This is a genomic window from Micromonospora sp. M51 (assembly GCF_018070305.1).
Lineage (GTDB): Bacteria > Actinomycetota > Actinomycetes > Mycobacteriales > Micromonosporaceae > Micromonospora > Micromonospora parva.
In genome coordinates this window covers 1-10,748 of the sequence record NZ_JAGPXZ010000138.1, presented here as the reverse complement: position 1 = coordinate 10,748, position 10,748 = coordinate 1, and the positions used below count along the sequence as shown (strand labels likewise).

13 protein-coding genes and 1 pseudogene are annotated in these 10,748 nt (G+C 69.3%); 12 read left to right on the top strand and 2 right to left on the bottom strand.

Translation table 11 applies throughout. From position 1 onward, the window contains the following. From KBX53_RS10440 to KBX53_RS10400, 10 genes and pseudogenes are all read left to right on the top strand, one after another. Positions 1 to 672 (top strand): ABC transporter ATP-binding protein (locus KBX53_RS10440; protein ID WP_247675413.1); only part of this gene is annotated, 672 nt, incomplete at its 5' end. Further along, positions 669 to 818: pseudogene (locus KBX53_RS37130) on the top strand (ABC transporter permease); the annotation flags it as partial. The gene KBX53_RS10440 and the pseudogene KBX53_RS37130, both read left to right, overlap by 4 nt. 538 nt (positions 819 to 1,356) lie before the next feature. Continuing rightward, positions 1,357 to 1,683, top strand: a complete 327-nt coding sequence (locus KBX53_RS36270; protein WP_309140745.1) for an ABC transporter permease subunit — start codon at positions 1,357 to 1,359, stop codon at positions 1,681 to 1,683. Positions 1,684 to 1,693: 10 nt separating this feature from the next. After that, entirely contained in the window at positions 1,694 to 2,680 is a 987-nt protein-coding gene (locus KBX53_RS10430) for an ABC transporter permease (protein ID WP_030337522.1), read from the top strand. A gap of 146 nt (positions 2,681 to 2,826) precedes the next feature. Next, on the top strand, positions 2,827 to 4,569 hold the full coding sequence (locus KBX53_RS10425; RefSeq protein ID WP_030337523.1) for an ABC transporter substrate-binding protein: 1,743 nt from the start codon (positions 2,827 to 2,829) through the stop codon (positions 4,567 to 4,569). A 157-nt stretch (positions 4,570 to 4,726) separates the two neighbouring features. Next, entirely contained in the window at positions 4,727 to 5,596 is an 870-nt protein-coding gene (locus KBX53_RS10420; protein WP_030337525.1) for an AraC family transcriptional regulator, read from the top strand. A 104-nt stretch (positions 5,597 to 5,700) separates the two neighbouring features. Next, on the top strand, positions 5,701 to 6,018 hold the full coding sequence (locus KBX53_RS10415) for a helix-turn-helix transcriptional regulator (protein WP_030337527.1): 318 nt from the start codon (positions 5,701 to 5,703) through the stop codon (positions 6,016 to 6,018). Next, the gene (locus KBX53_RS10410) at positions 6,015 to 6,539 is read left to right on the top strand and encodes an SRPBCC domain-containing protein (protein ID WP_210858863.1); all 525 of its coding nucleotides are present in this window, start codon (positions 6,015 to 6,017) and stop codon (positions 6,537 to 6,539) included. The genes KBX53_RS10415 and KBX53_RS10410 overlap by 4 nt, the downstream gene beginning before the upstream one ends. Further along, entirely contained in the window at positions 6,539 to 6,919 is a 381-nt protein-coding gene (locus tag KBX53_RS10405; protein WP_210858861.1) for a VOC family protein, read from the top strand. The genes KBX53_RS10410 and KBX53_RS10405 overlap by 1 nt, the downstream gene beginning before the upstream one ends. A gap of 307 nt (positions 6,920 to 7,226) precedes the next feature. Further along, positions 7,227 to 7,598: a DUF805 domain-containing protein gene (locus tag KBX53_RS10400; RefSeq protein ID WP_030337534.1), complete on the top strand. Its 372-nt coding sequence runs from the start codon at positions 7,227 to 7,229 to the stop codon at positions 7,596 to 7,598. A gap of 135 nt (positions 7,599 to 7,733) precedes the next feature. Here the strand turns inward: KBX53_RS10400 and KBX53_RS10395 are convergent, their stop codons facing one another. Continuing rightward, positions 7,734 to 8,636 carry an NADP-dependent oxidoreductase gene (locus KBX53_RS10395; RefSeq protein WP_210858859.1) on the bottom strand — a complete coding sequence of 301 codons (903 nt, stop codon included), beginning with the start codon at positions 8,634 to 8,636 and terminating at the stop codon, positions 7,734 to 7,736. Between the two features lie 105 nt (positions 8,637 to 8,741). On the opposite strand from KBX53_RS10395, the gene KBX53_RS10390 reads away from it, so the two are divergent. Next, a complete protein-coding gene (locus KBX53_RS10390) occupies positions 8,742 to 9,140 on the top strand; it encodes a helix-turn-helix domain-containing protein (RefSeq protein ID WP_210858857.1) in 399 nt (132 codons plus the stop codon). Between the two features lie 66 nt (positions 9,141 to 9,206). Then, a complete protein-coding gene (locus KBX53_RS10385; protein WP_030337538.1) occupies positions 9,207 to 9,620 on the top strand; it encodes a nuclear transport factor 2 family protein in 414 nt (137 codons plus the stop codon). Positions 9,621 to 9,629: 9 nt separating this feature from the next. Here the strand turns inward: KBX53_RS10385 and KBX53_RS10380 are convergent. Continuing rightward, on the bottom strand, positions 9,630 to 10,748 hold a 1,119-nt coding region (locus KBX53_RS10380; RefSeq protein WP_210858855.1), incomplete at its 5' end, for a S9 family peptidase.

The window sequence follows — 10,748 nt, the reverse complement described above, 5'->3', positions numbered from 1 at the left end:
AGGTATCCGCACGAGTTCTCCGGCGGCCAGCGCCAGCGCATCGGCATCGCCCGCGCGCTGGCCCTGCGGCCCAAGCTGATCGTCGCCGACGAGCCGGTCTCCGCGCTGGACGTGTCGATCCAGGCGCAGGTCGTCAACCTGCTGCGTGACCTGCAACGGGAACTCGGCCTGGCGTTCGTCTTCATCGCGCACGACCTGGCGGTGATCAGGCACTTCTGCCAGCGGGTCGCGGTGATGTACCTGGGCCGGATCGTGGAGATCGGCGACCGGGAGGACATCTACGAGCGCCCGCAGCACCCGTACACCCGGGCTCTGCTCTCGGCGATCCCGGACGTCACCCAGCTCGGCCCGGCGGGCCGGATCCGGCTGACCGGTGACGTGCCCACCCCGCTCGACCCGCCGTCGGGCTGCCGGTTCCGCACCCGGTGCTGGAAGGCGCAGGACATCTGCGCCACCGAGGAGCCCGCGCTGGTCCCGCGCGACGGCGGCCGGCAGGCCACCGCGTGTCACTTCCCCGAAGGGGACTCAGCCGGCACGAGCCCCGAAGGGGAATCGGCCGGCACGAGCCCCGAAGGGGAATCGGCCGGCACGAGCCCCGAAGGGGAAACGGCCGGCACCACCCCCGAACCAGGCGGGTCGATCACCCAGGTCGACGAGGAGGTGTCGTCGTGAGTCTCTCCCCGGTGGAGGGTGTGGCGCTGGCCGAGATCGAGTCCGACCCGGACGCGAGCACGACCGCCGCCAGGGGTGTCGTCGGCCGCTCACCCGGGCAGCTCGCCTGGCTGCGGCTGCGCGGTGACCGGACGGCAGTGGTCAGCGGCGTACTCCTGGTGTTCTTCATGGTGTTGGGGTTGGCCGCGCCGCTGATCGAGATGCTCTACGGGGTCGGGCCGCGGGAGCAGTTCCAGAATCTGCTGGACGGCAACGGCATGCCGCTGGGGTACGCCGGCGGTGTCACCGGTGACCACTGGTTCGGGCTGGAACCGGGGCTGGGACGGGACATCTTCGTCCGGCTGATCTACGGGTTGCGCACGTCGCTGTTCATCGCGCTCGCCGCCGCGCTGATCACCGCGACGATCGGCGTCACGCTCGGCACGCTCGCCGGCTATCTCGGTGGCTGGCTCGACGCGGTGGTCAACTGGATCACCGACCTGACCCTGGCGATGCCCTTCCTGATCATCGCGCTGGCCCTCACCCCCGCCATCACGCTGCGCTTCTACGGCGAGCGGGGGCAGGTGTCGTCCGCGTTCGGGGTGGGTGTGCTGATCGCCGTCTTCGCCATCTTCGGCTGGACCAGCACCGCGCACCGCGCGGTTGGTCCGTGGGCAGGTCATCGCGCTGCGGGAGCGGGAGTTCGTGGAGGCGGCCAAGGCCAGTGGCGCCGGGTTGGGGCACATGCTCTTCCGGCAGCTGCTGCCGAACATCTGGGCGCCGATCCTGGTCTCGTTCTCGCTGGCGGTGCCGCAGTTCATCACCAGCGAGGCGGCGCTGTCGTTCATCGGCGTCGGGCTCAGTGATGAGACGCCGAGCTTCGGCCGAATGATCTACGACAGTCTGGACTACCTCCAGACCGACCCGGCGTACGTGTTCTTCCCGGGCGTCATGATCTTCGCCCTGGTGTTCGCCTTCAACCTCTTCGGCGACGCGTTGCGGGACGCGCTCGACCCGAAGTCGTCCCGGTAGGGGGTACCCCATGGCGCGGTTTCTGCTCAAGCGGCTCTTCTCGGCCACGCTGACCCTGTTCGCGGTGAGCGTGTTGACCTTCCTGATGTTCTTCGCCCTGCCGCGTGACCCGGTGAGCAGCATCTGCTCGAAGAACTGCAACCCGGAGCGGTTGGAACGGGTCCGCGACGACCTGGGCCTCAACGACCCGCTGATCAGCCAGTACGCCGGTTACATGAAGGGCATCGTGACCGGCCGGGACCTGGGCAGCGCCCAGGGTGGTCGATGCGACGCGCCCTGCCTGGGCTGGTCGTACGTCACCAACGAGGCCGTTTCGGACACCATCGCCCGGGTGCTGCCGGTGACGCTGAGCATCGTGATCCCGGCGGCGATCCTGTGGTTGCTGCTCGGTGTCGGTCTTGGCATGATCTCCGCGCTGCGTCGGGGCACCTGGCTGGACCGGGCCGCCATCGGCTTCTCGTTGACCGGCGCGTCGTTGCAGCTGTACTTCGTGGGCGCGGTGCTGCTGATGGTCTTCGTCTACAACCTGCGGCTGCTGCCGGTGCCCAGCTACACGTCGGTGTTCGAGAACCCGGCGAAATGGGCCAGTGGGTTGGCGCTCGCCTGGGTGTCGCTGGCGTTCCTGTTCTCGGCCATCTACGCCCGGCTGTCCCGGGCGCAGATGTTGGAGACGCTGTCGGAGGACTTCGTCCGGACCGCGCGGGCCAAGGGCCTGGCCAAACCCACCGTGTACGGGCGGCACGCGTTGCGCGCGGCGATCACTCCGGTGGTGACGATCGCCGGGTTGGACGTGGGCGGGGCGCTGGGCGGGACGGTGATCACCGAGACGACGTTTGGCATCCAGGGGTTGGGGCGTACGGCGGTGGACGCGGTGCGCTCGGGCGATCTGCCCACCATCATGGCCACCGTGCTGATCGCGGCCGTCTTCGTCGTCCTGGCGAACGTGTTGGTGGATCTGCTCTACGCGGTGATCGACCCCCGGGTCCGGCTGCGCTGACCCCACGGTGCCCGCCACGCCGACGGATGGCGAAATTTATCGACAACTGTTACACAACTCGTAGGTTTTCTTCCTTACGATCCTCGGGACGTCGGCGGTTCTCGCCCCGACGAAACCGCACGGCACATGGCTGAAGGAGGTACTTCATGCGACCACGCGTGGCGGTTGCCGCAGGCGGCGCGATTGCTCTGGTTGTGGCACTGGGTGCGTGCTCGAAGAACACGGGCGAGGGCACGACGGTGGACACCGACCGGAAGCAGACCGGGGTCATCGCGACCGACCCCAAGGACTCGCAGGGGCCGGCGGCCGAGGTGAGCGGCGCCGCGAAGGGCGGCACCTTCACCGTCATCCGGGAATCGCCGATCTCCCACCTCGACCCGCAACGGACGTACTCGTTCGCCGGTCTCATGGCCAACCCGCTCTGGTCCCGCTACCTGACCACCTGGAAGGACGACGGCAAGGGTGGCCTGGTCCTGGTGGGTGACCTGGCCGAGACCCCGGGCAAGAACGTCAACAACGACTGCAAGGTCTGGGAATTCACCATCAAGGACGGGGTGAAGTTCGAGGACGGCCGGCCGATCACCGCCAAGGAGATCGCGTACGGCATCGCCCGGTCCTTCGACCCCGACCTCGCCGGCGGCCCCACCTACATCCAGGAGTGGCTGGCCGACACCGCGCAGTTCGACACCAAGTGGGACTTCAAGAAGAACAAGACGTCGCTGCCGCCCGGCCTCTCCACGCCGGACGCCAAGACGCTGCGCTTCGAGTTCGCCAAGCCCCGCTGCGACCTGCCGTTCGCCGCCTCGCTGCCGACCACCGCGCCGCTGCCCGCCGACAAGGACACCGGCATCAACGTGGACAAGCAGCCGTTCTCGTCCGGCCCGTACCGGGTCGCCGAGAACCAGGTGGGTGTCCAGCTCACCCTGGAGCGCAACCCGAACTGGGACGCCAACACCGACCCGGTGCGCCACCAGTACCCGGACCGGTTCGTCTGGACCTTCGGGCCGACCGCGGACGCCGCCAACAACCGGGTGATCGCCGACAACGGCGCTGACCAGAGCGCACTGGCGTTCAACACCGTGCCCGCCTCGCTGGTCGCCAAGGTGGCCGGAGACGCCGCGCTCAAGTCCCGGACGATCCTCTCGCCGACCCCGAGCGCCAACCAGTTGGTCATCAACAACCAGCGGGTCACCGACCTCAAGGTCCGGCAGGCGCTCAACTACGCCATCGACCGCGAAGGCATGATCAAGGTGCTCGGCGGCCAGAACGTCGCCGCACCGCTGACCACGCTGATGCCGTCGTCGACCATCGGCTACAAGGCGTACGAGGCGTACCCGGCCGGGCCCAACGGCAACGTCGACAAGGCCAAGGAGCTGCTCGGCGGCAAGACGCCGGAGCTGGTCCTCGGCGTCGCCGACAACTCCACCGAGCAGCAGCAGGGCGCCCAGCTCAAGGCCAACCTGGAGCGGGCCGGCTTCAAGATCACGCTGCGGAACATCTCCGACGACGCCAAGCTCGACGAGATCAAGAAGAAGAACAACCCCTGGGACCTGTACATCGGTAACTGGGCTGCCGACTGGCCGAGCGGGGCGTCGATCCTGCCGGTGCTCTATGACGGCCGCACCATCAAGGCCGAGGGCAACAGCAACCAGTCCTTCTTCAACGACCCGGCCGTCAACGCCGAGATGGACCGCATCCTGGCGCTCGCCCCGGCCGACCAGGGCCCGGAGTGGGCCAAGCTCGACGAGCGGATCATGAAGGAGCACGCGCCGGTGGTGCCGCTCTACGTGGACGTGGCGTACAACGTGCACGGGTCCAAGGCCGGCGGAGTCTTCATCTCCAGCGTCTTCGGCTACCCGTCGTTCGTGAACGCGCACGTCAAGCCGTAAGGCGCAGCGCAGAAGTTCAGGGGTCCCCTTCCGACAACGCCGTCGGGAGGGGACCCCTGTCGTCGTCCGGGAAGCCGCGCCCCCGATCGGATCGGACCGCTACGGTCGGGTGCGGGGCAGGGTCCTTCGGTCAGGCTTGACGTCGAAAGGAGGCCTCGTGATCGCGGCACTCAACAGGCTTGTCGACCTGCTCGAAGAGCACCTTGCCGAGGAGTTCGACGTCAACGCGGTGGCCAGGACGCTCGGCACCACCGAGTACCACCTGCGCCGGATGTTCTCCTCGTTGGCCGGCATGCCGCTGTCCGAGTACGTGCGCCGACGCCGCATGACCGTCGCCGCCGCCGACGTCGTTCGGGGCGAGGACGATCTGCTGGGCATCGCCGTCCGGCACGGATACGGCTCGACCGAGGCGTTCGGGCGGGCGTTCCGGGCGGTCCACGGTGCCAGCCCCGGTGACGTACGCCGCGATGGAGGCCCCCTTCGCACACAACCGCAGCTCAGGTTCCGCCTGACCGTCGAAGGGAGCACCCCCATGGACACCCGCATCGCCGACCGCCCCGCGTTCCGGCTCGTCGGACACGCCGCCCGGGTACCACTCATCCACCAGGGCATCAACCCGCACATCCAGCAGCACATCGCCGGGCTGGCACCGCAGGAGCATGTCCGGCTCAAGGCGCTCAGCGACACCGAGCCCGCCGGGCTGCTGCAGGTCAGCGACGACGTCGACGCCGAGGCCACCGAGGGCACCGAACTGACGTACCTGCACGGGGTCGCGGTGTCCCGGGACACCCCGGTCCCCGACGACCTGGACGCCATCGAGGTGCCGGCCGGCCAGTGGGCGGTCTTCCGCACCGCCGGACCCCATCCGCAGGCCCTGCAGGACACCTGGGCCGCGACCGCGACCGAGTGGTTCCCGTCCAACCCGTGGCGGCTGCGGCCGGGCCCATCGATGGTTGCCATCCTCGAACGCGCTGCCGACTTCAGCACCGCGACCTGCGAACTGTGGCTGCCCATCGAGCCGGCGTGACGTGAGACCCAGGGCCAGACCGGCGTGAGTCGGCTGCAACCTGCGCCATGAGAGGGCTGAATGTAACCTTGTGGATACGTACCCATCCGGTTACGTTAGCTGCCATGGACGCCGTGTTGCACGCGCTGGCAGACGAGAGTCGGCGCACGGTTCTCGATATTCTCCGCGACCGCCCGGCGAGTGCGGGAGAGCTGGCCGAGGCCCTCCCGATCGCTCGTCCGGGCGTCTCCCGGCATCTCCGCGTACTGCGGGAAGCCGGGCTGGTCGACGTACGGCAGGACGCGCAGCGCCGGATCTACACCCTCCGCCCGGAGGCGCTCGTCGAGGTCGACGAGTGGCTGGGGGAGTACCGCCGGCTCTGGGAGAACCGGCTCGGCGCTCTTCAGACCGAGATCGCACGAGGAAAGAAGGCGCGACGATGACCACGATCGCGACGATGCGGACGCTCGATGAAAACCGCGGAGCAGTCCGGGTCGAGACCCTTTACGACACGGGCATCGACGACCTCTGGGAGGCGTGTACGACGCCCGAGCGGCTGGCCCGCTGGATCGCCCGGGTCGACGGCGACATGCGGGTCGGCGGCACCATCCAGGCCGTCTTCACGAGCAGTTGGACCGGTCCCGCGCGCATCGAGTTGTGCGATGCGCCTCACCACCTGCTGCTGACGACGAAGCCGGGTGCGGACGACGAGGGGCAGATCGAGGCGTGGCTGACCGAGGAGGGCTCCAGGACTCGGCTGGTGGTCGAGGAGCGCGGCCTGCCGACGGGGCACCTCCCGTCCCACGCCTCTGGTTGGCGGGTCCACCTCGAGGATCTCGGTCGGTCGCTGGAGGTCGACGGACCGGTCCATCCGGAGGGCTGGAGCTCCGATTCCCGAGCGCCCGGCTGGACGGAGCGCTGGGAAGAACTCACGCCGACATACCAAAAGATAGGGATCGGTTGATGTCGAACCTGATCAGGCTCAGCCTGACGACGGTAAATGCTCCCGACGCCATCGCGCTCGCGCGGTTCTACGCAGAGATCACCGGCGGGGTCGCGAAGGGTGACGAGTGCTGGGCGCTGGTGGAAGGGCCGAACGGTGACATCGGCTTCCAGCAGGTCGACGACTACCGGCGCCCCACCTGGCCGGATGGCGAGGTGGGGATGCAGATGCACCTCGAGTTCTTCGTCGACGACCTGGAAGCGACCGGAGCGCGTGCGCTGGCAGCCGGTGCCACCCGATTCGAGCATCAGCCCAACGCGGACCACTGCTTCGTGTACGCAGACCCGGCCGGGCACCCGTTCTGCCTGTCGATGTGGGGGGCACCGAGAGTCGGCGACTGACTCAGCTCGTTCGGGCATCGGTCTTCAGGCGCGGGCCACAGCGGCTCCGAACCCGCACCCGCAGCCTGCTCATCGAAGCCACGAATCAGTTCCTCGTGCCAATGTGATTGTGAGGCGACGCAGTGGCCTGTTGAGGGGAATCTGTGTACTTCGGTGCGGGCGCTCCCGGTGATGTTGGCTGCGCCTCTCAGAGTGTGGGCGTTGCGGCTACTGCTCCTCGGCTGCTCGGCCGTTGACCCCGGGATATCGATCTGCTTGGCTGCCTTCGCGATGACCTTGAGAACCCCTCAAACAACGGGAGATAGTCATGTCCTTCGGTGCCGCGATCAAGTCGGTCCTCAGCCAGTACGTCGGCTTCTCGGGTCGGGCCCGCCGATCTGAGTACTGGTGGTTCACCCTGTTCACATTCCTTGTCAGCATTGCCGCCGCCATCCTGGACAGCGCGCTGGGATTGACCTTCGAGGGCTCGTCGACCGGCTTCATCGGTCTTGTCGCCTCCCTGGCGCTGCTGCTGCCGGCGCTGGCGGTCGCGGTGCGGCGCCTGCACGACACCGACCGGACGGGGTGGTGGTTGCTGATCGGCGTGGTGCCGCTCGTGGGCGCCATCGTCCTGATCGTGTTCTTCGTATCGGACAGCACCCCCGGAGCGAACCGCTTTGGCCCCAGTCCCAAGGGCTGACCGCTGTCCGCGCCCAGCATCGCGTGAACATCCCGAACGCGCACGTCAGGCGGTAGCTTGACCGCGGGCAGGGGAGGGTCCCTTCTCGACATTCTTGGCGGGAGGGGACCTTCCGTCTGGCGGCGGCGCGGCGGATCAGGGGACGAGCACCACTCCGCCGCGCACGCCGCCCTGGGCCACCCGCTCGTGGGCGGTCGCCGCGTCGGCGAAGTGGTGCACGTGAGCGACCCGGAGCGGGAGGTCGCCGGTGGCGACGAGTTTGACCAACTCGCCCAGCCGGGACCCGTCCGGTTGCACCTCCAGCGCGGAGGTCCGGATCCCCCGCACCGGCACCGGGCGCAGCGGGGGTGACGCGGCCACGTAGCCGCCGCCATCCCGGACGAGGTCCAGCAGCGAGGGGCCGATCACCGCCAGGTCGATGACCGCGTCGAACGTCCCGGTCGGGTCGTCGGCGCGCGACAGGAACGCCGCGCCCAGCGACTCGACGAACTCTTTGTCGTCGGCCCCGGCGAGTCCCGTGGCGTGCAGACCGGTCGCCCGGGCCAGCGCCAGCACGAACCCGCCAACCTGCCCGGCGGCGCCGGTGACGAGCACCGTCGACCCCGCGGGGAGCGCGAGCAGGTCGAGGGCCTGGGCGGCGGCGAGGCCATTGGTCGGCAGCGTCGCCGCCTCGGTGGCGGGGACACCGGTGGGCGCGGAGGTCAGCCAGGCGGCGTCGAGGACCACGTACTCCGCGTGGGTGCCGACGGTGGTCTGTAGCCACGGCGAGAAGCCGATGATCTCGTCGCCGATGGTGAACTCCTCGACCGACGGGCCGACCGCGTCGACGCTGCCGGCGACGTCCCAGCCGGGCGTGTACGGCAGGCCGGTCGGCAGCGGGGCCGGGAACCGACCGGAGCGGATCATCAGATCGACCGGATGTATCACCGACGCCGCGACCCGCACCCGGACCTGCCCCGGCCCGGGCTCGGGCATCGGCACGTCGACCACCTGCAGGACCTCCGGCCCTCCGAACTGTGCATAACTGACCGCGCGCATCGCCGTCTCCTTCGTGGCTTTTTCTGATCACCACGACCGTACGAATCACAGGCACTGTCAGTAAGTAGGTACCGTAAAGTGCCTAGGGCACCCGAGGGGGAATCGATGGCGACGACATCCGCGGCGCAACGCCGCGAGCAGGCCAAACGCGACTACGACGCGTTCCTGGAGGGTTGCCCGACCCGTGAGCTGCTGAGCAGGCTCACCGACAAATGGGTCGCCCTGGTGATTCCGGCGCTCGCCGGCGGCCCGCTGCGGCACGGCGAACTCGCCCGCCGCATCGCCGGTGTCAGCCAGAAGATGCTCACCCAGACCCTGCGCACGCTGGAGCGCGACGGCCTGGTCACCCGCACGGTCACCCTCTCGGTGCCGGTCCGCGTCGACTACGCGCTCACCCCGCTCGGCCATGAGCTGTTCCCGGTCATGGTCGCGATCAAGAACTGGGCGGAGACACACATGGACCGCGTCTTCGACGCCCGGACCCAGTTCGACGCCCGCCCCTGAAGGCACCGCGGACCGTCCTGACGTATCGCTCGCCGGCTTGCCTGCGCCCGCCGAGGGCGCGCCGTCGTGTCGTGGGTGGCGGCTAGGGTCCGCGCCGTGGATGACACCTCGACGGCCCGGCGGGCCGCCCACGCCTACGTTGATCTCTTGGAGCGCCGCGACTGGTCTGGGTTGGCGGCTCTGCTCACCGACGATGTGGTCTACGAGATGCCGCAGACCCGGGAGCGGATTCGCGGCAAGGACGCGTTCGTGCGGTTCAACACCGAGTATCCCGGAGACTGGCACCTCCGGCCACGACGGGTGATCGTCGATGGCCGCCTCGCTGCCCTGTGGCTCGACGTCCGCGTCGGCGTGGAGCAGCAGGACGCGTGCGTCTGGCTGGAGCTGTCCGAGCACTGGTTGATCAGCAAGATCATCGACTACTGGCCCGAGCCGTACGACCCACCGCCGGGCCGGGAACACCTCGTGGAGCGTTGGTGATCGCGGCCTTTACAGCAGGTGGGTGCGGAGGAAATCCAGCTCCAGGGGGAGTAGCCGCTCGGCGGTGCCATTGGAGGCCATGTGGGTGGCCCCGGTCAACGGCAGCACGGCGTGCGGCCGGCCGGCGCTCAGCAGGGCCGCGGAGAGCCGCAGCGTGTGCGCTGCCACCACGTTGTCGTCCGCCATGCCGTGCACCAGCAGCAACGGGCGGGCCTGGTCCGGGCCGGTGACCGGCTCGCCGGCCAACTCGACCAGCGAGTGGTGCGCGTAGATGTCCATGCCGTCTTCCGGCAACCCCAGATAACGCTCGGTGTACGCGGTGTCGTACAGCGCCCAGTCGGTCACCGGCGCACCCGCGATCCCGCACCGGAACAGCTCCGGGTGGCGCAGCACCGCCAACCCGGCCAGCCACCCGCCGAACGACCAACCGCGCACCCCCACCCGACCCAGGTCCAGATCCGGGTGCTTGCCGGCGAGTGCGGTCAGCGCGTCGATCTGGTCGGTCAGGATCACGTCGGCGACCCGCCGGTGGATCGCCTTCTCGAACGACGGGGCGACGCCCGGCGTACCCCGGTTGTCGATGGTGACCACCGCGAACCCGGCGTCGGCCCACCACTGCCGTTCCAACCACGCGGCCCGCGCCGCCACGACCTCCTGGTGCCCCGGGCCGCCGTAGATGTCCAGCAGCACCGGCAGCCGTCGGCCCGTCACGTGGTTGTCCGGGTAGAGCACCGCCGCCGGCAGCCGTCGATCAGTCACCCGTTCCAGCAGCGGCAGTGGGGAGTACGGCGGGGTGGCGGCGAACGACTGCAGTTCGGCGATCTCCTCGTTGCCGCGGCGGACCGTCCAGCGCACCCCGGCGTGGTCCAGTGACGCGACGCCGACGGCCAGCACGTCCCCACCCACCGCTGCGGTGTACCAGCCGGAGTCGGTGGTGAGCCGGCGCGCGTCCACCCCACCGCCGATGGTGGTGCGGACCCGGAACAGGTGCCGTTCGCTCGGCTCGCCGTCGCTCGCCTCCACCAGCAGGTCGGCCGGGCCGGCGGCGGCCGGCAGCCGACCCACCACCCGCCGCACGTACAGCGACGGCGGGGTCAGCAGGGTGCCGTCCGCGAACAGGCACCGGGC

Bases quoted from the DNA above. Each gene is read 5' to 3' on its own strand.
- KBX53_RS10430 (WP_030337522.1), top strand. From the start codon at position 1,694: ATGGCGCGGTTTCTGCTCAAGCGGCTCTTCTCGGCCACGCTGACCCTG.
- KBX53_RS10425 (WP_030337523.1), top strand. From the start codon at position 2,827: ATGCGACCACGCGTGGCGGTTGCCGCAGGCGGCGCGATTGCTCTGGTT.
- KBX53_RS10415 (WP_030337527.1), top strand. From the start codon at position 5,701: ATGGACGCCGTGTTGCACGCGCTGGCAGACGAGAGTCGGCGCACGGTT.
- KBX53_RS10410 (WP_210858863.1), top strand. From the start codon at position 6,015: ATGACCACGATCGCGACGATGCGGACGCTCGATGAAAACCGCGGAGCA.
- KBX53_RS10405 (WP_210858861.1), top strand. From the start codon at position 6,539: ATGTCGAACCTGATCAGGCTCAGCCTGACGACGGTAAATGCTCCCGAC.
- KBX53_RS10400 (WP_030337534.1), top strand. From the start codon at position 7,227: ATGTCCTTCGGTGCCGCGATCAAGTCGGTCCTCAGCCAGTACGTCGGC.
- KBX53_RS10395 (WP_210858859.1), bottom strand. From the start codon at position 8,636: ATGCGCGCGGTCAGTTATGCACAGTTCGGAGGGCCGGAGGTCCTGCAG.
- KBX53_RS10390 (WP_210858857.1), top strand. From the start codon at position 8,742: ATGGCGACGACATCCGCGGCGCAACGCCGCGAGCAGGCCAAACGCGAC.